Annotated in this window: 25 protein-coding genes; all 25 read right to left on the bottom strand. The window is 36.3% G+C overall.

Annotation, left to right across the window (positions count from 1 at the left end; all coding sequences use genetic code 11):
* Positions 1 to 12 precede the first annotated feature (12 nt).
* The 25 genes from BM390_RS10290 to BM390_RS10170 all read right to left on the bottom strand — a co-directional run bounded on the left by BM390_RS10290 (position 13) and on the right by BM390_RS10170 (position 23,450).
* Entirely contained in the window at positions 13 to 1,704 is a 1,692-nt protein-coding gene (locus BM390_RS10290) for a methyl-accepting chemotaxis protein (protein ID WP_062322016.1), read from the bottom strand.
* A gap of 281 nt (positions 1,705 to 1,985) precedes the next feature.
* On the bottom strand, positions 1,986 to 2,153 hold the full coding sequence (locus BM390_RS10285) for a YjfB family protein (RefSeq protein ID WP_082394510.1): 168 nt from the start codon (positions 2,151 to 2,153) through the stop codon (positions 1,986 to 1,988).
* Positions 2,154 to 2,225: 72 nt separating this feature from the next.
* Entirely contained in the window at positions 2,226 to 3,041 is an 816-nt protein-coding gene (locus tag BM390_RS10280) for a flagellin N-terminal helical domain-containing protein (RefSeq protein ID WP_062322014.1), read from the bottom strand.
* Positions 3,042 to 3,161: 120 nt separating this feature from the next.
* The gene (locus BM390_RS10275; RefSeq protein WP_062322012.1) at positions 3,162 to 3,878 is read right to left on the bottom strand and encodes an acylneuraminate cytidylyltransferase family protein; all 717 of its coding nucleotides are present in this window, start codon (positions 3,876 to 3,878) and stop codon (positions 3,162 to 3,164) included.
* On the bottom strand, positions 3,875 to 5,047 hold the full coding sequence (gene neuC / locus BM390_RS10270) for a UDP-N-acetylglucosamine 2-epimerase (protein WP_062322011.1): 1,173 nt from the start codon (positions 5,045 to 5,047) through the stop codon (positions 3,875 to 3,877). The genes BM390_RS10275 and neuC overlap by 4 nt, the downstream gene beginning before the upstream one ends.
* Positions 5,044 to 6,042 (bottom strand): N-acetylneuraminate synthase, encoded by a 999-nt coding sequence (gene neuB / locus BM390_RS10265; RefSeq protein WP_177220706.1) that lies wholly within the window; start codon positions 6,040 to 6,042, stop codon positions 5,044 to 5,046. The genes neuC and neuB overlap by 4 nt, the downstream gene beginning before the upstream one ends.
* 14 nt (positions 6,043 to 6,056) lie before the next feature.
* A complete protein-coding gene (locus BM390_RS10260; RefSeq protein WP_062322009.1) occupies positions 6,057 to 6,728 on the bottom strand; it encodes a NeuD/PglB/VioB family sugar acetyltransferase in 672 nt (223 codons plus the stop codon).
* Positions 6,729 to 6,837: 109 nt separating this feature from the next.
* Complete coding sequence (locus tag BM390_RS10255; RefSeq protein ID WP_062322006.1) at positions 6,838 to 7,695, bottom strand: 3-hydroxyacyl-CoA dehydrogenase family protein; 858 nt, start codon at positions 7,693 to 7,695, stop codon at positions 6,838 to 6,840.
* Between the two features lie 93 nt (positions 7,696 to 7,788).
* Positions 7,789 to 8,829 carry a sugar phosphate nucleotidyltransferase gene (locus tag BM390_RS10250; RefSeq protein ID WP_089854671.1) on the bottom strand — a complete coding sequence of 347 codons (1,041 nt, stop codon included), beginning with the start codon at positions 8,827 to 8,829 and terminating at the stop codon, positions 7,789 to 7,791.
* A gap of 28 nt (positions 8,830 to 8,857) precedes the next feature.
* Positions 8,858 to 10,024 carry a LegC family aminotransferase gene (locus BM390_RS10245; protein ID WP_062322004.1) on the bottom strand — a complete coding sequence of 389 codons (1,167 nt, stop codon included), beginning with the start codon at positions 10,022 to 10,024 and terminating at the stop codon, positions 8,858 to 8,860.
* Positions 10,025 to 10,038: 14 nt separating this feature from the next.
* Positions 10,039 to 11,019, bottom strand: coding sequence for an NAD-dependent 4,6-dehydratase LegB (locus BM390_RS10240; protein WP_062322002.1), 981 nt, complete (start codon positions 11,017 to 11,019; stop codon positions 10,039 to 10,041).
* Between the two features lie 241 nt (positions 11,020 to 11,260).
* Entirely contained in the window at positions 11,261 to 13,039 is a 1,779-nt protein-coding gene (locus BM390_RS10235) for a motility associated factor glycosyltransferase family protein (protein ID WP_089854667.1), read from the bottom strand.
* Positions 13,040 to 13,109: 70 nt separating this feature from the next.
* Positions 13,110 to 13,712, bottom strand: coding sequence for a DUF8042 domain-containing protein (locus tag BM390_RS10230; RefSeq protein ID WP_089854664.1), 603 nt, complete (start codon positions 13,710 to 13,712; stop codon positions 13,110 to 13,112).
* Between the two features lie 136 nt (positions 13,713 to 13,848).
* Positions 13,849 to 14,745 carry a flagellin Hag gene (hag, locus tag BM390_RS10225; protein WP_089854662.1) on the bottom strand — a complete coding sequence of 299 codons (897 nt, stop codon included), beginning with the start codon at positions 14,743 to 14,745 and terminating at the stop codon, positions 13,849 to 13,851.
* 53 nt (positions 14,746 to 14,798) lie between these two features.
* Positions 14,799 to 15,623 (bottom strand): flagellin N-terminal helical domain-containing protein, encoded by an 825-nt coding sequence (locus tag BM390_RS10220; RefSeq protein WP_089854660.1) that lies wholly within the window; start codon positions 15,621 to 15,623, stop codon positions 14,799 to 14,801.
* 154 nt (positions 15,624 to 15,777) lie between these two features.
* Positions 15,778 to 15,987 (bottom strand): carbon storage regulator CsrA, encoded by a 210-nt coding sequence (csrA, locus tag BM390_RS10215; RefSeq protein WP_062321994.1) that lies wholly within the window; start codon positions 15,985 to 15,987, stop codon positions 15,778 to 15,780.
* Entirely contained in the window at positions 15,988 to 16,434 is a 447-nt protein-coding gene (gene fliW, locus BM390_RS10210; RefSeq protein ID WP_062321992.1) for a flagellar assembly protein FliW, read from the bottom strand. It abuts the gene before it with no gap.
* 49 nt (positions 16,435 to 16,483) lie between these two features.
* On the bottom strand, positions 16,484 to 17,077 hold the full coding sequence (locus BM390_RS10205) for a DUF6470 family protein (protein ID WP_256212419.1): 594 nt from the start codon (positions 17,075 to 17,077) through the stop codon (positions 16,484 to 16,486).
* Positions 17,078 to 17,137: 60 nt separating this feature from the next.
* Complete coding sequence (gene flgL, locus BM390_RS10200; protein ID WP_062321988.1) at positions 17,138 to 18,022, bottom strand: flagellar hook-associated protein FlgL; 885 nt, start codon at positions 18,020 to 18,022, stop codon at positions 17,138 to 17,140.
* 8 nt (positions 18,023 to 18,030) lie between these two features.
* On the bottom strand, positions 18,031 to 19,557 hold the full coding sequence (gene flgK, locus BM390_RS10195; protein ID WP_089854655.1) for a flagellar hook-associated protein FlgK: 1,527 nt from the start codon (positions 19,555 to 19,557) through the stop codon (positions 18,031 to 18,033).
* A gap of 12 nt (positions 19,558 to 19,569) precedes the next feature.
* Complete coding sequence (locus BM390_RS10190) at positions 19,570 to 20,058, bottom strand: flagellar protein FlgN (protein ID WP_062321986.1); 489 nt, start codon at positions 20,056 to 20,058, stop codon at positions 19,570 to 19,572.
* A 123-nt stretch (positions 20,059 to 20,181) separates the two neighbouring features.
* Positions 20,182 to 20,442 (bottom strand): flagellar biosynthesis anti-sigma factor FlgM, encoded by a 261-nt coding sequence (gene flgM, locus BM390_RS10185; protein WP_062321984.1) that lies wholly within the window; start codon positions 20,440 to 20,442, stop codon positions 20,182 to 20,184.
* Between the two features lie 156 nt (positions 20,443 to 20,598).
* A complete protein-coding gene (locus tag BM390_RS10180; protein WP_062321982.1) occupies positions 20,599 to 21,039 on the bottom strand; it encodes a TIGR03826 family flagellar region protein in 441 nt (146 codons plus the stop codon).
* A 171-nt stretch (positions 21,040 to 21,210) separates the two neighbouring features.
* Entirely contained in the window at positions 21,211 to 21,882 is a 672-nt protein-coding gene (locus BM390_RS10175; RefSeq protein WP_062321980.1) for a ComF family protein, read from the bottom strand.
* Positions 21,879 to 23,450 (bottom strand): ATP-dependent helicase ComFA, encoded by a 1,572-nt coding sequence (locus BM390_RS10170; RefSeq protein WP_062321978.1) that lies wholly within the window; start codon positions 23,448 to 23,450, stop codon positions 21,879 to 21,881. The genes BM390_RS10175 and BM390_RS10170 overlap by 4 nt, the downstream gene beginning before the upstream one ends.
* Positions 23,451 to 23,625 lie beyond the last annotated feature (175 nt).

Below are 23,625 nucleotides of genomic sequence, written 5' to 3'. Positions count from 1 at the left end.
AGATTAAAGTTGTTACACTTCAAAACGGTCGACGATTTGTTTTAAGTTATCCACAAGACCAGTTAAGTCTTTCGCACCGTCGGCGATGGTTTGCATCGAGCCATTCATCTCTTCTACTGAGGCACTTGTCTCTTCCACACCGGCTGCTGATTCTTCTGAAATTGACGCGACTTCTTCTACCGCACTAAGAAGACGGGTCGTTTCAGTAGAAACTTGGTTGAGTGACGTCACAATCTGATCAATACTTGAAGCAGTACTATTCACTGCGGTATTGATTTTATTGAAAGTTGCGTTTGTTTGATTAATTTTTTCTGTACCTGAGGTCACGACACCGTAACCATCTTTTAAATCATTATTGACTTGAATGGATGATGTTTGGATCGTATCAACGGTACCGGTAATATCTTTGACTGACGTGGCGACTTGTTCAGCGAGTTTACGTACTTCATTAGCCACAACACTAAAGCCTTTACCATGTTCACCGGCACGTGCGGCTTCAATTGACGCATTTAAAGCTAAGAGGTTTGTTTGTTCAGCAATGTCTTCAATGACACTGACCATCTTAGAGATGCTTTGGGCGTTAGTATTTAGTTCTTCTACACGTGTCACCGAACCTTTAATGACCCGGTCAATATTTTTCATCGCTTCAACAGATGCTTTCATTAACGACTGGCCTTCTTTCGTTAGAGCTAAAACATCAGCTGTTTCACTATGTGCTGCTTGCCCTTGACCGAGTGCTTTTGTCATTTCGGTATTTAACACATGCATGCCTTCTGATAGTTCTGATGCATGCGTGGCTTGTGATTCTGAGCCATCCGCTAGTTCACCCATCGTAATCGCAATTTGATCTGCCCCGTTACTAACTTCAACCGCAGATTGTGATAACTCATCACTATGGCGACCAACAGTTGATGAGACATCTTGTAGTTGGTTTATTAAGACATTCATCTGAAGATTCAATTCATTGGTCGCTTCCATTAATTGACCGGATTCATCACGTAATTGCGTCTCAAATAGCTCATGATTTAATTTACCTTCACTTAGAGCTCGCATCCGTTCCGTCACCTTTTTAATTGGTTTAGTAATGTTTCCAGCCATCACAAAGGCCATCACAAAGGCTAACACAATAATCACAAGAAGCGCCGCACCTGAAGACATAATCATAACATCACCCATCGAGATCACGTCAGCCCCCATTGATTCAATCACTTCTTCCCGCTCTTGAGCAAGTGCTTTAAAACCATTCACAAGTTCTGTCGAGATGGGTTGAACTTGGTTTTGTAGATACATCCGCGCTTGTGGGACGTTACCGGCATCGACCATCGATAGTACTTGGTCGGTACGTGCACCCCATTCAATTTTTAAGTTTATTAATCGTTCTAATTCTTCTGAGTCACTGAGTGCTAGTGCTTCTTCTTCTAAAGCAATCGCTTCTTCTAAACCAGACTCAAATGTTTCTCTGTATACTTCGTCATCATAAAGTAAGTACGAATTCAGTAAGCTTGTTCGTTCTTGCATATTAAGTGCCAATTGTTCATCAATCACTAAAATCGGTAACTCTTTTTCTATCATATTTTCTGTTTCCATATTACTTAGTCGCATCATGACAATCATAAAGCCACTCAGTAACACACTTAACCCTACGACGATTAGAAAACCGATGAGAATTTTCGCCTTTAAACTTTTTAACCCACGTTTTTTCAACTACCATCCACTCCTTCGTTTGATGTATACCCCTTACATCTTCTTTGCCCCTCATAAACTAACAAGAATAAACACTTTAATCATTATATCGACTGTTTACGCTAAAAATAAAGTAGTTGTCCAACAACTAGCGTAATTTTTTAAGGACCTTGTCACAATTCCCAACAGACGCCTTACTCATAAATAGCCAAACCGCGCTCATCCCAGTCCATTTAGTGTGCATAATAAACGTTCACAAATAAAGCACTTTACCTCAAGAGTATGAGATAAAGTGCTTATCGTTAGGCTTTAAGATCAATTTGGTGCCCTAGGTCAGGATGTGGGACTGTCGCTGTTTCTAACATCTCTGTCAACGAGTCAGAGTTTGATTCAGCCATTTCCATTGTTTTTGACATCAATTGAATGGACATCTCACTTTTCACTTGTTGTTGGGACATTAAGATAGACATTTTAGCAATATCGATAAAGCATCGCTCCTTTCATCACTAGATATCTCTACTTTTTATTTTACCATACTTTTACTAACTATTTAAGAGTTGTAAGATACTTTGTGGCTGCTGCATACTCATCGCCAGCACCATCTGGGCTGCTTGATTTAAAACATTATGTTTCACAAACATCATCATTTCTTTTGCCATATCAGCATCACGAATACGCGATTCGGCATTGGTTAAGTTAAAAGCTTGGTTATCTAAGTTACTAATTGTGTGACCCAATCTATTTTCCATCGCACCAAGTCGTGAGCGTTCACGTGAGACCGATTCAATTGCTTCATCAAGGACGGATAACGTCTTATTCGCCTTCTCATGACTACCTAGACTTAAATCTTTTAAACTTAATCCTTCACTTGTCATATCATTGATTGAAATCTCAATATATTGACCACTGTTGGCACCAACCTGAAGCTTTTTGTCTTTAAATGAGCCATCTAACAATGATTGGGTATTAAATTCGGTACCTCTCCCGATATCATTCAAACCTTCAATGAGTTCGTCGAACTCATCCTGTAGTTTTAACCGGTCGCTATCAGTCAAGGTATCATTTCCAGCTTGAACCGTTAATTCACGCATTCTCTGTAAAATCGCATGACTTTCATTCAAGCCACCTTCAGCTGTTTGAATAAGAGAAATGCCGTCCTGTGCATTACGTGAAGCTTGATTTAATCCGCGAATTTGCGCACGCATGCGTTCAGAAATGGCCAGGCCTGCCGCATCATCTTTAGCGCTATTAATACGCTTCCCTGAAGACAGGCGCATCATGGCTGTCATCATGTGATTCTGATGTAAGCCCATTTGGCGATAGACGAATAAGGCCATTGTGTTCGTTCTGATTTGCATTGTGCTCCTCTTCCTTCCATAGAATATCATCCCGTAATAATTATATCGACTTATTCTTATAGAAAATTAAGAAGAATGTATGAAATTACATCATGCTAATTAAGAAAACGTCATATTCTCTTACAAATCTGTATCTAACTTAGTATTTTGTATGCGACTTTTTAATAATAGTTCGGCAAAATCAAAGTCCATTTGATCATCTATATCTATTGAGTTCTCTTTGTTTATGACCGATGCAAAACTTTTATTATTATAAATATCATTCGATTTCAAAAGATGATCGATTCTCACTATATATAAAGCGCCATTAATACGATAGTAAGTAGAAATATTTTGCCTTGGTATTCCTACAATATCTGGTCTTATGAAATTTTCCATGGAAAGATCATCTGGTAAAGTGTTCGCCCATAATGGAGAATGATCCATTTCACATACACCCACAACAAAATTCGCGTCCTTTTCCTTCAACACTTTATATCCTTCAACAATATCATTCGAAGTTCTGAGTGGTGACGTTGGTTGTAACAAAGCAACTGTATCAAATTCACTTCCTAAGTTCTTATATCCTTCAATGACTTCTTTGACTACATCCCACGAAGAAGCAGTGTCATTTGATAGCTCGTTGCTTCTCAAGAAAGGTACACTAGCTCCGCATTTTCTCGCAATATCAGCATAATCCCTAGAATCGGTTGAAACTATTATTTCATCGAACATACTTGACTTTACTGCGGCTTCAATTGTATAAGCCAACAAAGGTTTGCCATTCAACAATTTAATATTCTTATCTTTCAGCCCTTTAGATCCTGATCGCGCTGGTATGATTGCAAGATTTCTCATTGCTCTACCACACAATCATAAAACTTTTTCTTAAGGTCTATTTTATTATTAATCACACAATCTTTTATTACTTCAACTACTTTATTAGACGTATCCCCATTTCCGTAGGGATTAACCGTTTTCTTGGTTTCGTGTGCAAACTTATCACTTAATGCCAAACCCAAGGCTTGATGTATGCTTAGCTGGATAGGTTCACAGTTAATGACACTACTTGCCTGCATTCTTCCCTTTTGTCGGTCTCCTATGTTTACTGTAGGAATACCAAAGCTTGGGGCTTCTACTAATCCACTTGAGGAATTCCCTATAACCATCCTACAATACTTGAGTGCGCTTAGATAGCGTTTCATGCCAAGTGATGCATATGCGAAAATGTTATCATTATCTTTAGCATATCTATCAATAAATTGGTTTATAATCCGGCCTTCAACATCTGCATTTGCTTTAGTGAAGATAAAATCTAAATTATTATATTTTTTACAGACTTCGAGAAGCGATTCAATTTGCTTCTCAGAGCTGTTCTCTTCAAGTGTTACTGGATGGAATGTAACCACCGCATATGGCTTTGATAAACTGATATTAAGTTCATTTTCTAATTCTTCTTTTTGTAGCAATTTTTCATTTAAGATATTTTCAATACCAATGGCTCCGACGTTGTATACACGCTCTGGATTCTCACCTAATTGAATAACCCTATTTCGGTATTCATTTGTACTTGTAAAATGAAGGTAACTCAGTTTTGTTATCGCATGACGAATAGACTCATCAATGGCACCTTCTGTGGTTTCTCCACCATAGAGATGAGCTATAGGAATTCTCTGATTCATAGCTGTAGTTGCTACAGCTAGCGTTTCATATCGATCGCCAAGAACAATCAACAAATCGGGATTTAGCTTCTCAAAATAATCAGCAAAGCTAATCATCGCAAGACCCATCGATTTGGAAATTGACGATGACGTATCTGAGCTTAAAAGAATCTCGATTTTCTTATCAATAACAAAACCATCCTTTTCAATTTCTTGATACGTCAAACCGAATTCAGGTGATAAATGTGCGCCAGTGGCTACAATTCTCACATCGAATTCCTGAACTTTATTTAGTTTTGCGATAACCGGTTTTAACAATCCATATTCAGCCCTTGTAGCTGTCAATATACTGATTAATTTCTTCATAGCTCTATCAACTCGTCTTCTTCAAAATCTCTTAAAGCACACTTTCCTATGACATCAAACCATCTCATAGGACTTATACCAGTACCTGGCCTTTTCACTGTAAGGTTATTTTCTGTAAAAATTTCACCAGCTTTAATGTCTTTACTTGCAATAATACTCTTACGAGCAACTGCCATGTTCTTCTTCTCTGATTCGGCTGGCTGTTTCATTCCGTTACCTAAAGCCAATTCAATATGTCTTATGGAATCAACCATAGCTTTTAGCTCATTAGGTTCTAAGCTCGCTTTATGATCAGGTCCTTCCATATTTCTATCCAAGGTAAAATGTTTCTCTATAACTGTAGCACCTAAAGCGACGGCAGCAATAGGAACTTCTATACCTTTAGTGTGATCAGAATATCCAACATTCACGTTGAACTCTTCCTTTATTGTGTTCATAGCTCTTAAGTTTACATCTTCATATGGTGTCGGGTACTCTGTAGTACAATGAAGAACTGTAAGTTCCGCCGCTCCATTTTCTTTTAAAGCTTTAATGGCACATCTTATGTCTTCCATTGTGCTCATACCTGTGGAAAGTATCACAGGTTTATTTAGTTTAGCAATCTTGATTAGATAAGGGAGGTTGGTAATGTCTCCTGAAGGAATTTTCCACGTGCCCATTTCTAAACTATCTAAAAAATCTATGCTGTCAAAATCAAAAGCTGTTGACATAAATTCTATTTCTTTGACCTTGCAATAATCATTTAACTTAGAAAAATCTTCAAAAGATAATTCTAATTTCTGAACCATTTCCAACTGATTTTCTTCTATATTGTAATTTTTTTTTTGATAATCAGCTTTTGGGGCGTTTTTTGATATAACGTTTTTTGAAATAAATGTTTGGAATTTAATCACATCAGCACCTGATGACTTTGCAGCATCTACTAATTTTTTTGCCAGTTCTAAGCTTCCATTATGATTTACTCCTGCTTCGGCAATTATTAAAGTTCTATTCACAAAAAGTCCCTCTTTCATTTGATGGGTTTTGCAGGTACTCCGATAACCGTAGCATTTTGGTTAACATCTCTTACAACCACAGCACCCGCTCCTACTGTTGATCTGTCATTTACATTTAAGCCTTGTAAAATTTGTGCACCCGTTCCAATAAGACAACAATCCTTCATGGTAACATTTCCAGATATAGATGCTGATGGATTTATTACATTGAAATCTCCAATCAGTGTATCGTGCCCTACAGTACTGTTTAAGTTGAATAAATTGAAATCTCCTATTTTTATATCACAAGTTAGATTTACTCCAGCTGTAATTATATTCCCCTGACCAATTATCAAGTTATTTTTGTTAAAGGATATAGTAGGATGAAAAAGATTAGGAAAAACCGCATTAGAAATATTTTTAATTTTGTCGTATATTTTCTTTTTAACTATGGGATCACCTAGAGGAATAACTACCCCAATAATTGGATATCTTGAAGCGAACTCAAAAAACTGCTCATCAGAAGAAACGATATTAAAGTTATCAATAATCGCATTCCCCACCTCATCTTGTGAAGAACCGACAAATCCTATAAAATCATAGCTTTGATGAAGACTGGATCTATTGATATCATCAATCAAACAATATATCTCTTTTGATATACCCCCACTACCAAAGATAACAAGCGGTAAACCATTCCAAAGCATAGTACCCACCTCTCCTTGTACAAATATATATTCATTAAATTAGATTTAGCTCATACACTCAATATTCGTGTAGGTCATATAATGATTATAGGTAATTTGATTTGTTACACTAGTATATATAAAATCCTTCTTTCGTTTTTCTGCCTAATTTATTTCCTCTAACCATTTTTCTAAGAAGAGGATGCGCAGTATACTTGTCAACTCCGAATTCACTATGAAGGGTATCCATAATATTCAAACAGATATCTAAGCCAATTAAATCTGCTAATGCCAATGGCCCCATAGGGTGATTTGCTCCTCTTTTTACTGCTATATCAATATCCTCTATCGTAGCTATGCCTTCACTATATATTGAAATCGCTTCATTTATCATAGGTATAAGCATTCTATTTACTATAAAGCCAGGTGCTTCTTCAACCAATACCGGAATTTTTCCAATCTCTAAAGTTATTTTTTTTGCAAAAGAAATGGTTTCAGTAGATGTAGTCATACTGCTAATAATTTCAACTAAATCCATGATGGGTGCGGGGTTGAAAAAATGCAAGCCTATTACTTTGTCTGGCCGATTTGTTACTACTGCTAATTCTGTTATAGATAATGAAGATGTATTAGTTGCAAAAACAGCCCTTTTGTCAATTATTTGATCTACCTCTTCAAACTTTTCTTTCTTAACATCTAAATTTTCGGACACTGCTTCAATGACTAAATCAACATCGGTTGCTTCTTCTATTGTCTTTATCACCTTAATTCGACTCATAGATTTTTCCATATCATCCTTTGACAATTTACCTTTAGATACTAAGCTGTCAAAATCTCTTTCTATGTTTTTTAATGCAATAATAGCATTTTCAACAGTTGGATTATATAAGAAAACATCATGATTATTCTTTGCAAAAACCTGACTAATACCTTTTCCCATTACTCCTGTGCCATATACAAAAACCTTCAAAGTACATCCTCCAAACATTAAAACATCTGTATTATATTGAAAAAAAGTTATAATTGATTTGAATAAATGAATTCATTATAATTCGACTAATTATCATACAAATATACCCAGTTATCTTTCTAATTTTCTTCTCATCTCTTCCATCTCATCAACCTGACCCATGTCCATCCAACTATTTTCGCTTATTGGATAGATCCCAATTTTCTCGCCTTTAGCTTTATATTGTTCAATGATATCCGGAAATCCAATAGATTTATTAACTTCTAACTCTTCAATAATTTTAGGTTCAACAATATACATACCGGTATTTGTAAAGAATGATAGTTCAGGTTTTTCTTTCATACTCTCTATTTCGCCTGTATTACTGATTTCAATAACTCCATAGGGAATTTTAATGTTCTTTAATGAACAAACCATCGTGATTAAATTATTCTCTTGCTTATGGTAGTTATACATTTTTTCATAATCTTCTTCGATCAAAATATCACAGTTAGATAAAACAAATGTTGAGTTAATTTTACCCTTTAGTAAACTAAGCCCACCACCTGTTCCTAGTGGCTCTATTTCATTGGCATATTTAACTTGATAGTTTCGATCAATTTCGTTAAAATAAGCTTTAATCATATTTTTTTTGTGATTAACAACTAAATGAAATTCATCACTTCCTTGCTTATAGAACCGATTGATAATATGTTCAACAATAGGAATTTCACCAATGGGAATAAGTGGCTTAGGAAGTATTTTTGTATAGGGATATAGACGAGTACCAAGACCACCAGCCATTATGATAACAGGCACCTTTAAATGTTTTTTCATTTCAACATCTTCATCATTCCGAAGGACTATTGAGACAATTTGTTTTTCTTTAGAAACAATAGGTACGGCTTCGATAGAATGCTTTTTCAAGAACTCTTTCGCTCTAGTTTTATTTTTCTCAGTTAAATATTTCGGGTTATAATTTGCAATTTCTTTTACTTTCACATCTAGATGACCTTTTTTTAATATCCACCGACGAATATCTCCGTCAGTAATTGCTGCTACAAAGTAATCTCTCTTTACAACAAAAAGAACTTTTTTCGCTACTTCATCTAATTGTTGCATCGCTTCTATCATCGTTTTCTCTTCATCAATTAAAAAATCATTAACATCCATACCTCTACACCTCCACTAATACTTCCTTCTATTTTGGGTGTTGTAGACATTCAACAACATATTGTACGTCTTCTTTAGATAGATTTGAGCTACAAGGTATATTGATCACGTTTTCTAAATATATTTGTGCTTTTTCAATTTTAAATGTTTGATTAGCTCTATATGGTATTTGCTGACTAATTAGTCCCCATATCGGTCGAGATTGAATACCGTTAGAAGATAGATAAGAAATGAGCTGATCTCTGTTTAACTTATACCCTTTATCTATACTCAAAGCATAAAACCAATAATTTGGTCTGGTATGTTCATTAAAATCTAAGATACTTAGACAATGAATACTTTCAATTTCTGTTTTGTATCGTTCATAATTAGCTTTCTTCGTTTCAATAAATCCTTCTAATTGTTCAAGTTGTGCCAATCCTAGTGCCGCTTGAAGATTTGTCATACGATAATTATAGCCAATGTCGTCATGTATATAATATAAGTCATCACTTTTAGATTGTGTTGTTAGATGCTTGGCTTTCTTTAGTAGTTCTTTATTGTTCGATACAATCATTCCACCACCGCCAGTGGTCATGATTTTGTTTCCATTAAAGGAATAGACACCAATATCACCAATAGTCCCTGCATGCTTGTCTTTGTATTTCCCTGCGGTATAATAAGTTCCCAAAGCTTCTGTCGCATCTTCAACTACTTTTAGGTTATATTCATCAGCAATCGACATGATTTTTTCCATGTCTCCCATGTTTCCGAAAACATGCACGACAATAATTGCCTTGATGTGTTTTTTAGATGTTTTATTGATGAGCTTGCCATTAATATAGTCACATTCTGTTTCACAAAAAGCTCTTACTTTATCTGCATTTATATTAAGTGTAACGTCACAGTCCATGAAAATTGGTTCTGCTCCTACATATTTAACAGGATTAACTGCCGCAATAAAGGTAAGGGTAGGAACAATGACTTCATCTTCGCTAGTCACTTCCAAAACTCTTAAAGCAATGTGCAAGCCTGATGTTCCATTTTGACAAGAAACAGCTCCACGAGCTCCTGTATATTTTGCGACGTTATCTTCAAACTCATTAATATAGGGACCGGCTGTTGATACCCACTCCGTTTCAATTGCATGCGTGACATATTCTAGTTCTTTACCTTTAAGATTAGGAACAGATAGAGGTATAAACTTTTGTGTCATGTTAATACCTCCTATCAAATATTATAAATATCTGTTTTATATTGATTTAAATGATTTTTAAAGAACGCAATAGTTTCAGACAATCCTTGTTCAAATGAATACTTTGGTTCCCAATCAGTTAAACTTCTAATTTTTTCATTTGAACCTAATAATCGATTTACTTCACTATTTTCTGGCCTAAGCCTTTGTTCATCACATACAATTTTTGCATTTGGGTTAATCTGTCTTATTAATTCTTCCGCTAATTGACCGATTGAGATTTCTTTTTGCGTTGCGATATTAATCTCTTCACCAATGGTATTTTTGGATTTTGCAATTTTAATAAAACCATTCGCTGTATCCTTAACATAATTAAAGTCTCTTGTAGGTGTCAAAGATCCCAACTTAATCTCTTCTTTACCAGCAAGAAGCTGTGTAATAATCGTCGGAATAACCGCTCTTGCTGATTGTCTCGGTCCATACGTATTAAATGGTCTAACAATAGAAATTGGCATATCAAAGCTTCGATAAAAAGATTCTGCTAACCGATCTGCCCCAATCTTAGTAGCAGAATATGGCGACTGCCCCTGAAATGGATGTTTTTCATCGATAGGGACATGTTGCGCTGTTCCATAAACTTCTGACGTTGAAGTGACTAATACGCGATCAGTATTTAATTCTTTAGCAGCTTGGAGTACATTAAGAGTACCTTTAATGTTAGTATCAACATAAGCGTCTGGTGAATGATAACTAAAAGGAATCGCAATTAATGCGGCTAAATGAAATACTTGATTGATTCCTTTCATGGATTCTCTTACACCATTCGGGTCTCTTATATCCCCTGTAAATACTTCTACATTCTTCATAATATCTCTTGATAAGTGATCTAACCATCCCCACGAATTAAATGAATTATAATAAGCAAAGGCTCTAACTTTATATCCTTCTCTTACTAATACTTCCGTTAGATGGCTTCCAATGAAACCATCAGCTCCAGTTACTAATACTGAAGTCATGCAATCACATCCTATTCTTTATGGCAGTATTCTCAAATAAAAAGTTTGAACTAAATCGCACTTTATTTTTGATATCTATTTATTTTGAAACTTAGTATCTTAATTAATTATCAACTTTAAAGACTTTAAAGACTCTATCTATATCAGGAAAAGAAAATATCGGTAGTGTGTGGTGGTGGTGGTGGTGGTAGACTATTCATTTTTTGAATTTACACACAGCTCAGATATATTAAAATCTTAATTATACAAGATTTCTCTCTGTCTTTGCATTCCCATTATTTAATATGCCTTCTTCTTGTAAAACTAAAACTAGCTTAACCAACACGGTTGTCAAACTGGCATTATACCCTCTAAACATTTGAATAATTTCTTTCTTTTTATCTGTAGTCTCTTTTTTAGCTACTCTATTTATTTTCTGTATTAATAAATCATGTTCTACACGAATTGACTGGACAATAAAATGAGTAAAGAATTGGTTGTTTTCAAATTTAGTTAATTCATTATCGATTTTAGTAAATAATTTCTCTAGTTTCTTTTTACCTGTTTCCTCTTTAATTTTATTCAGAGTGTATTCTAATCTTGCTTTTTCTTCTACGAAACTTTCATATGATAACTGGATATCTTCTTTCTTCTTATCATAGTCTGACAAATCATATGATTTTTTATTTATTGGCCATATTTTTTTATCTATTGATTGTTGTAAGTTATCATTCAGTAAATCTTCAATTGTTTTAAATGGGATTCCTTCAATCGCTGCCCCACCCTTAGTTGTGTTATAATATTCCCCTTTAAAGGTTGAGGCGAATTGTACTAAGGCATTTCTCATACTATTAAACCCTATATTCGTCTTAATATTATTCCCATAAACATCTTTAACTTCTTCAGCGTGATCAACTTCTTGTTCTGTAAGTTCAGAATCAATAAAATCATAATCTACTCCTTGTGCATAACGCCGGTTATATAGATAACCTAAGTTTTGTCCCGCAAATATTATAGGTGACATACCTAACTTATTCACAATCTGAAAAGTCATCACCGCAATTGAAGGTGAATCTAAGACCAGTTCATTTTTACCTATTTGATCCCCTAACAACAATCGTGACGTATAATCTTGCGAGGTAATAAAATGATACTTGGGACCACGAAAATTTTCTAACAACTGATGGCCTACACTTGAACCATACACCAGAGGAATCGCATCCTTATCCTGATCAATCATTTTCTCAAATACTAAATGATTTTTATCGCCTGGGTCATAACTGAACACCGCATCAGGTATCACATCATAGGTTATCAAAGTATTAATCGCGGAACCTACCGAGAAAATATATGCTAAGTTATTTTGTTTAATAGAACGAATAGACTCAATATCATCTGAAAGCGAAGGACCTGCAGATACTATAATAACTGGTTTATCACTAAACCTTTCTTTAAAACTATCATCTAAGATATTTGGTGTATTTAATACATGTTTATGATTTTTAATACTATTTTCAATCCAGTTAAATTGAAAGTTATAATTCGTCGCAAGTTCAGATCGCTTTTGTCTTATCATTTTTTTCGATTCCGAAACAAATTCATTTATTAATTTGCTAAATAACTGTTTATATGTAGGTGAAATGACAATTTCTACTCTTGTCGCCGACTCTTTATAAATCTGATCTACTATTTGTCTAACTGAATACATTTCTCCTACAAAAAGATGTGCGACATTTTTATTAAACACTTCTTCCAATTGTATCAAATCTGATGCGACATTAAATATCTCTAGAGATGGTTCAATAATAGAATAACTATTTTGTTGATACTGCTTGGTAAACTGTGACACATGATAGCCCAAACCTAAGCCTAAAAACACAACATGTGTATCGGAATTAAAATCTTGTGTTAATTCCTTTTTCAGAATATGTTGTGCTTCTCTTTCAGGGTTATAACTACTATGAATAAATAATTCTCTATCCTCTAACTTAACCTTTAATGTTTCTTGTTTATTTTTAGTTTCTATAACTTCAACAATCATAGTCTCTTTATTATTGTTGGAGAGAAGTGTCCGAACTTCCGGAAAATAGCTTAGTAGATATCGACTATTGTTAGTATTCAATTGAATCACCGTTCTTGCAATTTACCACATTATTTACTTTTTTTTGAAGAGATTCAAGAATCGGAACGATTTCAAAACTTAATAGATCAAAACTTAACGTCGCATCTTTTAATTCTAGAGCATCTAATAGTTGTGGTAAGATATTTATTAGTTGTTTTTGTTCTTCTTCAACCGTATGAAAAGCCACACTATCTAAAGCATTAAGCGATTCTGAGAACTGCATGATGGCTTGTATTCCATCAGCTAAGTCCACAATACTAGTCCAGAATGATTCTGACATTTCCCCGTAATCCTCACTCACCATCAACTCAAGGGTTGGGACCGCTCTGTCTAAATATAACTTTAAAGAGTTAAGAATATCATTTGTTAACTCCTCGACTGAAACCATCTCTAATTCAATGAGTTTAATATCATGAAGATAGTGATTAATATAAATTTCATGATCATTATATACTTCTTGTCCATCTATAATTAAATGACTGAAAACTAAATCTTCATTTTCACTTAACTGATTCATCTTTTTAACTATAAACTGAAAGACTTCAGTCTCTTCTACATTAATCATTACTTTATTTACTTTAACAGTAATCATTCCAACACCTCTTACTAAATATATTATTAACTATTATTTTATCATAGTTTATACTTATGTATTGTTCATTTTATTAAATAAAGGCCCTAGCCTACTGGCTAAGACCTTTATTATTTGTTTTCAATTATGTTTTAAATTAACCTAATAACTGAAGAACTGATTGTGGTTGTTGGTTAGCTTGAGCTAACATACTTTGTGATGCCTGTGATAGAATATTTGACTTCGTCATTTCCATCATTTCTTTCGCCATATCAACGTCACGAACACGTGATTCTGCAGCGGATAGGTTTTCAGAAGAGTTATCTAAATTGGCAATTGTGTGCTCTAAACGGTTTTGAACAGCTCCTAAAGCAGAACGCTGAGAAGAAACTGTGCCAATTGCGCTATCAATAGTTGCAATAGCTGCATCTGCGCCAGATTGAGTCAATAAACCATGTGCCGTACCGCCACCAGCTTCAATACCTGATAATTCGGTAGCTGTATCAAAATCAGCTTCATCAATATTTAGACCACTTAATCCAATACCAGATGCTCTCATATTTCCAATTGTTAAAGTAATGCTTTGATCATCATTTGCACCAATATGGAATTTACCATCAAATACTTCTGTACCGTCGGAACCGCCTAATAACTTCTTAGTATTAAATTCTGTATTGCCTGCAATTCGATCTACTTCATCGTATAATTGGTTCATTTCTTTTTGTAATTCTGCACGATCTTCAATAGTATTCGTATCGTTAGAAGATTGTACAGCTAACTCACGCATACGTTGTAAGATTGAGTGAGTTTCATTTAATGCTCCTTCAGCAGTTTGAATTAATGATACACCATCTGCTGCGTTACGGCTTGCTTGATCTAAACCACGAATTTGACCTCGCATTTTTTCTGAAATTGCAAGACCTGCCGCATCGTCACCTGCACGGTTGATACGAAGACCTGAAGATAATTTCTCCATTGATTTCTGCATATTACCTTGGTTGATACCTAATTGTCTGTGTGTATTTAACGCTGGAATATTATTATTTATAATCATGTTTATTTCCTCCTTGAAATAAAAATTACATCCATGTAACTATATTTTTAAAATTAACCTAATAGCTGTAAAACAGATTGTGGCTGTTGGTTAGCTTGAGCTAACATACTTTGTGATGCTTGTGATAAAATATTTGATTTCGTCATTTCCATCATCTCTTTCGCCATATCAACATCACGAATACGTGATTCCGCAGCTGATAGATTTTCAGATGAGTTGTCTAGGTTAGCAATCGTGTGCTCTAAACGGTTTTGAACAGCTCCTAAAGCAGATCGCTGTGAAGAAACAGCTTCGATTGCACCATCAATTGTCGCAATGGCTGCATCAGCGCCAGATTGTGTCCCCATAACTAATGCATCTACTCCAGAGCCTAAATCAGCTGCTTTCATTGAACTAATTTCTAGTGTAATTGCTTGTCCATCATTTGCTCCAATATGAAACTCCAGTCCAGTGCCCGATAAATCACCATTAATTAATTTTTTCGTGTTAAACTCTGTATTATTGGCAATTCTATCAAGTTCAGCTACTAGTTGATCACTTTCTTTTTTTAACTCTGCTCTATCTTCAGCTGTGTTTGTGTCGTTAGAAGATTGAACTGCAAGTTCACGCATACGTTGTAAAATTGAGTGTGATTCATTTAACGCACCTTCAGCAGTTTGAATTAATGAAACGCCATCTGCTGCATTACGACTTGCTTGATCTAAACCACGAATTTGACCACGCATTTTTTCTGAAATCGCAAGACCTGCCGCATCGTCACCTGCACGGTTGATACGAAGACCAGAAGATAATTTCTCCATTGATTTCTGCATGTTACCTTGGTTGATACCCATTTGACGGTGAGTGTTTAAAGCTGGAATATTATTGTTAATAATCATGTTTGTTTCCTCCTTGAATTTGTTTGTTCCACATCCATGTGGTTTATTATGGTGATAAAGACATTTAGCGGCCGCTTAATCAGACTTTATCACCTACAATATTATTATCGGAGTGGCTAAAAGATTGTTTAGTCATAAATAAATGTTTTTTGTTTTATTTTAAGATTTTTTTAATATCAATTCTTTTCGATGCGATGCTATTTTCTTTTTGAATTGCTTTATATATTTCGTAACGATTGACATCAATATCTTTTGGAGCACTAATCCCTAACTTAACTTGGTCTCCTTCAATCGATAAGAGTTCAATTTCAATATTATCACCAATCATAATTTTTTGGTTTGTTTTACGTGTGAGGACTAACATTTATTTTTCCTCCTTCACAATTGAGGAGTTAAAAATATATTCCTTTGTACTGTAATTTGATTGATGCATGATATATTGTTTACCTAAATGTGAATGGCGATTGATTATGATAGGCGCTTGTAAATTTGCCGTACTATTATTTAAATGGTCTTTTAATGTTACGATAGATAGTATTAAAACATCATCTTCTGTTTCAATTTTCAATTGCTCTAAGATCTGATCGTTTAAATCCACTTTATATTCTTTATTGAAGTCAAATGGAAAGACCACAATAAACGCTAACTCACCTGTGTTGATAGACTGCAGTACTTGAAAGGCTAACGGTTCATCAAAACTTAATAAAACAAATTCTTTTTCGTTTAAAAAACCGGGTAAACCTTGTTCAAAATAAATCACTTCTTTACTATCAATCTCAACTTCTTCAAAATAGCTCGTATTTATCTTCATTTTCTCACCTCTTATTTAGCAAAGCTTTACTTTTATTTTCACCATATAATTAAACAAATATTTCTGTCCCGCCATTTATAAATGGGATATTGTCAAAAACTATATCGATATAGTTTTTTTGCTGAAGGTAGACATCAACGTTACCACGTTGATATGATTGCAAGACTGGTGTTTGTTTAGCATTAATGATGGGTTTATTCGCTTGATTATTTACTTCTACTTCTGCTGGTTGATAATCAATTTTAACAGAGTCATACGACGGAATAAAGCCAATATTAAATGGTCTAACTTCCCTTGGTGTATTTTGTTTGGCAATGAGTTTCAGAGGATCCCCACCATTTTCTATTTTCATCATCATATCGCCTTGACGCCGTCGCCTTTGGGAACCCTCTCGCACTTTTTGTAAACCTTCATTCGCCTCTCTTCTTATAGCTTCGCCTATTGGATATTGTCCTAAATCCGCAAAAGCTTGCGATTGATCAATGGTGAGTTTACTAGGTTTTGTACGGATATTTATATCTGCCGCTGGTTGTTGAATATCAAGCTTTGCTGGACCTTGATCTATGTCTACTGTTGCGTTATTTGTTTCGATACCAATGCGGGCAAATTGTTGATCTATTCGTAATTGCGGAATATTCATCATATTTCTTCCTTCCGTTCACAAATGTGATAAAAAGCCTTACCATAGGTAAGGCTTTATTTCTTATCTTAGAAAGTCAAGTAACGTTGGTTGAATAACGCGTGAACCAGCACTTAATGCTGCACGATGGATTGCTTCTTGAGAAGTTAAGTTCATAATGACCTCTGCGATATCCGCATCCTCATTTTTCGACATCATATCTCTTGCAGTAATTTGTTGCCCTTCCAAACGTGATTCAATGAGTTCAACACGGTTCATCCTTGCACCTAAGTCGGCACGTTCACCGACTGTATTATTAATGTGGTTATCAAGTTCTCCTATTAGACTATCTAAAGCTGCTGTATCATCATTTTCAAGCGCATTTGAAAGATCTGAAACTGATTGGAATAACTCTTCACTAAAAACATTCGCTGGATTAACATTCGCTTGAAGTTGAGTACCTGATGTTACTTCTAACATAACCGGATTAAAGTCACTTGTATTAAATGTGAGACTTCCATCATCCTCAACCGTTATTGGTTTCTCTGTTGTTTGTGTACCATTAAAAATATATTTATTATTCACTTTTGTATTAGCCACTTCAACGAGTTGAAGTTTGAGTTGATCAACTTCTTTTTTTATAGCTTTTCGCTGGTCTGCATCATACGTTTCATTCGCCGATTGTACAGTTAATTCACGTAATTTATTCAATATTTGGGTTGTTTCATCAAGGGTTTCATCAGATGTATCCATCCACGTATGCATTTCGGTGATATTACGCTGAAACTGTTCTACGTTACCAACCTCGGTACGATAACGCATCCCCTTCATCGCAATAACAGGATCGTCCGACGGACGATTAATCTTTTTACCCGTCGTTAATTGATCCATATATTTATTCATAGAAGTATAACTTTTAGATAAGTTACGCAACATATTGTTTGATAACATACTTTGTGTGACACGCATTTATCTCACTACCTTCCTACGAGCCCTAAATTATTTATAATACGGTCTAACATCTCGTCCACTGTCGTCATACTTCTTGCGGCTGCATTATAAGCATGTTGGAACTTAATTAAGTTTGTCATTTCTTCATCGAGCGATACTCGACTAACTGAGTCTCGATTATTTGAAACTTGTTGGCGAAGCGTTCCTGCGTTTGCTTCCATGCGGTAAGCTTCTTGTGCAACAACCCCTAATTCACCAATCACACCTTCAAAATAGCTTTTAACGGATGTTTTATCACCTAAAGATCCCGGTAAATAATCCGTATAACTCGCGGCTAAATCAACCGCATTCAACCCATCACCACTGGCATTAGGAACAGAACTTGCAGCGATCTTATCTTTATCATCTAAAATGATCTCGTTGACTGATATCGTTGATGAAGAACGCGTGGCAGCTGTATCAATCACAAAGAAATTACCGATACCAGGATCTCCATTGAGATCATAACCACCCGCATGTGTAGCATTAAATTTTTCAACAAAAGCTTCAGCCATCGTATCTAAATTTTCTAACATATCTGTATAAACACCTACGGTACCTGTAGCTGTCTCATACCCGTTCATCTCCATCAACCCTTTAAGTTGACCTGTTGCTTTAAAGTTTTCAGCTGAAATTGATGTCACATCACCAGTTTCTGAATGAGTAAAGGTAAAACCTGTCACATTATTATTAGCATCAGTTAGCACTTCTAATTGATTAACTGTATAGTTATCATCGCTACCATCAACTAAAGTCACATCACTACCCTCTGATTTTAGCTTCACCGTTGCCTTACCCATCGCAAAAGGACTTGGCATACCTGAGCTTTTTTCATAGCTGACAGAAATATCAGCGATCGATGATAACTGATCGAGTAGGCGATCACGTTCATCATATAAATCATTAGGCACGTGTCCGTGTGGTTCAACTTCGCCAATTTGACGATTTAGTTGATTGATTTGGTTTAACAGTGAATTGAATTCCGTTTCTTTTACATCCATTTCATTTTTTAAATCATCACGTACCGATTCTAATGAGTTTGAAATATAATTGAATGTATCCGCAACAGCTTGGGCTCTCTGCGCAACAACAGAACGCGCGCCTGAATCCTCCGGATTAACTGATAAATCTTGTAGTGAGTTCCAGAATTGATCAAAGATATGAGATAACCCTTCTTCTGATGGCTCGTTAAGAATTGCTTCCATCTGGTTAGCCGCTTCTGCTCGTTGGCTATAATATTGTGTTTTCGCATTTTCTTTCCGGTATTGCACATCTAAAAACTGTTCTCTAATCCGTTCGATTGATCCCGGTTCTACACCGTTACCGACACGGTCAATCAGACCACCTGGCTCACGGCTTGAGGTCAGTCCATTGATTGCTTGAAAGTTCACGCGCTGGCGCGTATAGCCTTCGGTATTCGCATTTGAGATGTTATGAGATGTTGTATACATCGCGGCTTGTTGGGCACTCAGTGCACGTTTGGCCATTTCTAATCCATTAAAGGTTGATACCATTTGTCTATCCTCCTAAGCTTTTGAGTCAAACACTGATCGCTTCGTTGCGGGATCATCTTTGGCTTTCTTCGTGCCATATGTAAGAGACTCCACTGACGGCTCAATCATATCCATTTGTAGTTGTACAAATTGAAGTGACTGCTTCAGTAACTGTCGATTCAAATCTTCTTGTTGTTTAATGTCAACGACGTATGCAAGTAAGGCCGTTGCTTTTTCTTCTAGCGCTTCTCTATCTGATGCCTCCGGTAATGAATCAATAATCGCTGTCACCGGAGCGTTTTCCGGTAAGTTTAAAGCGGCCGCAAGGTCGCTTGCTTCTTTTAGGCGTTCTTTTTCTATTTGTTCTAAAGCTTGTACATGCTTTTGTTCAATTTTTAATAACTGATTAAAATCATTGATATTATTTTCTTTTAAACGGGTTGTTTTCTCTTCTGCTACTGACAACAAACTTTCATGCAAGTCAATTAACGTCGTCATCGTTTTCAGTAATGGTTGTAACATTCTTTCGCCTCCTCAGTCGGCTATTCTTTCATTATACCAACTAATTCCGTTACCTTATCTTGCTTATACCTGACTGATACACACAAAAAAGCTAAGGCACCTTAAGTACCTTTAGCCCTTTGTTCACTTAAAGAATTGCGTCATCTTTTGTGCCACATCATGTGGACGCACGTGATACGTACCCGTTTCTACTTGATGTTTAATCTGGTTCACCTTTTCTAGACGCTCAGGTTGAACACCGCTTGATGCTTGCATCTCTTTCGCTTTTGGTGAGATTTCTACTTTATCGCGTTGTTTCTGTTGGTCTTGTTTTATTTCAGTCTGTTTTTGTTGCTGGGCCTTATACGGATTATTATTCACCAACCGCTGTAAATTGATTTTCATCTGATGGTCCTCCTTCGTTCATGATTTATCTGTCTCTCATCGTTGTTTCATTTTTCATCATTCATACGAGTCAATGGTATGCCTTATGAGCTATTACCCAAACGTGTTACTATCTCGACATCATTTGTTTTTTTATCGACACCATTTGGTAAATGTTTAGAACTTACGGTCTTTTTTTCCTTTATCGACCGCAACATACGTTTGATTTGCTTTTTCTTTTTCACGCATTTCATGCATTTTTTTCACTTGTTCCACATCGTGTTGATGTTTTAAATCGCCCGATAACTCATTCGAACATGCTTGACATAACTTGCCTTCAGAGATTTCTTTTCCGCATCGTTCACAGCCATAACTTAGATTCGGAAATTGCGTCGTGCGGAGACGCTTTTCTTTCACAAATTTAATGATCAGTTCTTCTTTCACACCGGTTGCTTCAACAATCTCTGGGATGGTTGCTTGCCGGTTCGCTCGCTTTTTCATAAAGTTATAAACAATCTCAAATTGCTTTTCTTCTTCTTTATAACAGTCTTGACATATATCACGCGTTGTTTGTACAAATAAATTGCCACAACGACTACAGTTCGCTAAATCTGCCATAGTGTCACCTCATCGATCCTATTTTCATCTAAATATGATTACTATTTTACACTCCAAGCGTTAAGCACTTCAAATGAAGTGTGTCTCTTGATGGATTCTAGTACGTCCATCCTTTATGTTTATTTTAACCTACTTATTATATCGGCAACATACTTGCATTATTAAATAAGACTATCGAGCCAAAGTGAAACTATATATCTCTGTTATTCCAGCGTGATGTAGGACATTAGCGGCATGATGAATGGTCGTACCAGTCGTATACACATCATCAATTAAGACAATTGGGCCTTTAGGTAACACCTGTCCTTCCTTTAAAAAAAATGGATTCACCGTATCTAATCGCTCTTTTCTTGATTTATGCGCTTGTTTATCGGTATGGTGTTTATGTAACAATGGCAACATAGGACGGTTGATCATTGACGCAATGAGCGTCGCTTGATTAAACAACCGCTCCTCCATACGCTCGGTTGATAACGGAATTGGCACTAACGTCACTTTCTTAAGTTGACAATACTGTTGTAAGAAACCTTGATGTATCTCTTGTTTCAGTGGGGTTAGCGCATGATAGTGATAGCGGTATTTACATAAGGCCAGGAGTTGTTTACAGGCGTCGTTATAGTGATACAATGACCGGTTATAGGACAAGATTTTCGTAACACGCTCTTGACAATCACCGCATCGCTCACGCGTTGGCATACCCCGTCCACAATCAGGACAAATCGTCCCAGTGATTATCTCGAGCTTCGGTTGACAGTCGGCGCAATAAGCTAAGCTGTTCTTTTGTCCAATCGATTGCCAGCTGACTAGTGTGTCTAGCTCCGTTAAACAGTTCAAACATTTCATAACTTCTCACCTAAGGCATTCATCTGTTTAATCGCTTTAATCGCCTTCCGTATCGCTTTGGTGTAGGTCTCAAAGTAAAAGTGCACCGATCCGGTGGGATCATTCTTACTCCTTCCCGCACGACCAGCAATCTGAACAAGAGCTGCTTCATCAAACACATCGTGATCAGCCTGAAGGACAAACACATCAACAGAAGGAAAAGTCACCCCACGTTCTAGAATGGTCGTGGTCACAAGTACATCAATGGTTGTTAATCTAAACTGATCAATATGTTGTTTTCTTTCGTCACTTGAGGCATGAACCGCTTCGATGGTTAGATTTTTGAACGTGGTTTGTAGATAAGGTAAGAGCGTGTTTGCTTGTTTAATGGTGGCGACAAAGAGGAGTAATTGACGGTTATTTTCGCGTTGATGGATGATGGCTTCTTTGATGTTTCTCGGGAGCGGAGTATTTTTAAAGCGCGTAAAATAAGCTTCAGGTACAGGTAGTGGATGACCATGATAACGAACGGGGACAAAACACGTCGGATACCGTTTTTTAACGAGTGCTTGCCGCGGGGTAGCAGAAAGATAAATAAAGGTCCCAGTACCTTTTAAGGCACGCTTCGATTGTTTAATCAAACTTTGATCATGATGATAAGGAAAGGCATCCACTTCATCAATGATTAAAACATCAAACGCTGCTTTATACCGAATCAGTTGATGGGTCGTACAAAGTGTAAGCCATGCCTGTTTACTATTGTCGTCACTACCACCGTATTGACAAACTATTTGGACGCTTGTAAAGACAGCTTGAAACCTTGGCAACAGCTCTTTAATGACATCTTGCCTCGGGGTCGCCACCGCCACTCGCTTTCCACTCTTTAACGCATCATTGATCCCATGAAACAACATTTCTGTTTTTCCCGCCCCACAAACCGCATGAATCAGTAAGTGACGCTCGCCTGTCTTAATCGCTTTCGCTAACCGGTCACTTGCTTGTTGTTGATGGGGGGTTAAAGTAGAGGTGAATTGAAACCCGGTCTCAAGAGACTTGATTTTTCTAGCGGGTACACGGAGGTGATAAAGCGTTTGACAGGTGGTAATCCGACCGTATGTCAGACAATTTAAGCAATACCAGTCGGTCTTATGGCATTTTCCGCAAGGAAAAAATAGGAACAACGTGCTGTCCTCATTTAAACAACGCTCGCATCGCTTAAAAACATACTTTTGTGTAATAGCTGGAAATGTGTCAACGTTGACTGCCACGTTCCACTGATCACCTTTTACTTTTAGTGACGATAATCGGTCTTTCGTGACTAATAGCCCGTCAAGCAGTAAATAAGTGTCATCTTGCGTCACTTCTTCATGAACAACTGGCTCTTTATTAAGCAAAATGTCTGAACTTTGATGAGACGGTCGATTATTTCTTCTATCGTTTTCTCTTATTGATGTGAGGACGGGTTGGTGATGTTTGAATAACTGAATCATCTGTTGAGATCGTGACTTCATCGATGCATGTCCTCTCATGATGTTACGATCTATTTGTTGATTGAGTGTACGGATTGATTGGTCGAGCTTCTTTAACATATGACGTCTCTCCCTCTATACTTAAAGATAGCTCTATTGTAACGCAAACACCCATGGGCTCGGGAGCTCATGGGTGTTTGTGATTTTTACATCTGCCTAGGTCTTTACGGTCTGTTTTTTATGTTTACCGTCAGAAAAAACTAAAACGCCTTGCCTTCTGAGAGTGAAATATTTT

The sequence above is a fragment of the Halolactibacillus miurensis genome, assembly GCF_900116255.1.
Classification (GTDB): Bacteria; Bacillota; Bacilli; order Bacillales; family Amphibacillaceae; genus Halolactibacillus; species Halolactibacillus miurensis.
Note: the sequence above shows the minus strand (reverse complement) of the source record. Positions and strands in the feature narration are given on the sequence as shown.

Excerpts from the sequence above, each read along its gene's own strand:
- flgM (WP_062321984.1), bottom strand. The coding sequence starts at position 20,442 with ATGAAAATCAATTTACAGCGGTTGGTGAATAATAATCCGTATAAGGCC.
- BM390_RS10250 (WP_089854671.1), bottom strand. The coding sequence starts at position 8,829 with ATGGATGTTAATGATTTTTTAATTGATGAAGAGAAAACGATGATAGAA.
- hag (WP_089854662.1), bottom strand. The coding sequence starts at position 14,745 with ATGATTATAAATAATAATATTCCAGCGTTAAATACACACAGACAATTA.
- neuC (WP_062322011.1), bottom strand. The coding sequence starts at position 5,047 with ATGAAGAAATTAATCAGTATATTGACAGCTACAAGGGCTGAATATGGA.
- BM390_RS10190 (WP_062321986.1), bottom strand. The coding sequence starts at position 20,058 with ATGTTACAACCATTACTGAAAACGATGACGACGTTAATTGACTTGCAT.
- BM390_RS10280 (WP_062322014.1), bottom strand. The coding sequence starts at position 3,041 with ATGCAAATCAGAACGAACACAATGGCCTTATTCGTCTATCGCCAAATG.
- csrA (WP_062321994.1), bottom strand. The coding sequence starts at position 15,987 with ATGTTAGTCCTCACACGTAAAACAAACCAAAAAATTATGATTGGTGAT.
- BM390_RS10240 (WP_062322002.1), bottom strand. The coding sequence starts at position 11,019 with ATGACTTCAGTATTAGTAACTGGAGCTGATGGTTTCATTGGAAGCCAT.
- BM390_RS10255 (WP_062322006.1), bottom strand. The coding sequence starts at position 7,695 with ATGTTTGGAGGATGTACTTTGAAGGTTTTTGTATATGGCACAGGAGTA.
- flgL (WP_062321988.1), bottom strand. The coding sequence starts at position 18,022 with ATGCGTGTCACACAAAGTATGTTATCAAACAATATGTTGCGTAACTTA.
- BM390_RS10175 (WP_062321980.1), bottom strand. The coding sequence starts at position 21,882 with ATGAAATGTTTGAACTGTTTAACGGAGCTAGACACACTAGTCAGCTGG.
- BM390_RS10180 (WP_062321982.1), bottom strand. The coding sequence starts at position 21,039 with ATGGCAGATTTAGCGAACTGTAGTCGTTGTGGCAATTTATTTGTACAA.
- BM390_RS10205 (WP_256212419.1), bottom strand. The coding sequence starts at position 17,077 with ATGATGAATATTCCGCAATTACGAATAGATCAACAATTTGCCCGCATT.
- BM390_RS10285 (WP_082394510.1), bottom strand. The coding sequence starts at position 2,153 with ATGTCTATCTTAATGTCCCAACAACAAGTGAAAAGTGAGATGTCCATT.
- BM390_RS10230 (WP_089854664.1), bottom strand. The coding sequence starts at position 13,712 with ATGATTACTGTTAAAGTAAATAAAGTAATGATTAATGTAGAAGAGACT.
- BM390_RS10220 (WP_089854660.1), bottom strand. The coding sequence starts at position 15,623 with ATGATTATTAACAATAATATTCCAGCTTTAAACACTCACCGTCAAATG.
- BM390_RS10170 (WP_062321978.1), bottom strand. The coding sequence starts at position 23,450 with ATGTTAAAGAAGCTCGACCAATCAATCCGTACACTCAATCAACAAATA.
- BM390_RS10235 (WP_089854667.1), bottom strand. The coding sequence starts at position 13,039 with ATGATTGTTGAAGTTATAGAAACTAAAAATAAACAAGAAACATTAAAG.
- BM390_RS10275 (WP_062322012.1), bottom strand. The coding sequence starts at position 3,878 with ATGAGAAATCTTGCAATCATACCAGCGCGATCAGGATCTAAAGGGCTG.
- BM390_RS10245 (WP_062322004.1), bottom strand. The coding sequence starts at position 10,024 with ATGACACAAAAGTTTATACCTCTATCTGTTCCTAATCTTAAAGGTAAA.
- fliW (WP_062321992.1), bottom strand. The coding sequence starts at position 16,434 with ATGAAGATAAATACGAGCTATTTTGAAGAAGTTGAGATTGATAGTAAA.
- BM390_RS10260 (WP_062322009.1), bottom strand. The coding sequence starts at position 6,728 with ATGCTTTGGAATGGTTTACCGCTTGTTATCTTTGGTAGTGGGGGTATA.
- flgK (WP_089854655.1), bottom strand. The coding sequence starts at position 19,557 with ATGGTATCAACCTTTAATGGATTAGAAATGGCCAAACGTGCACTGAGT.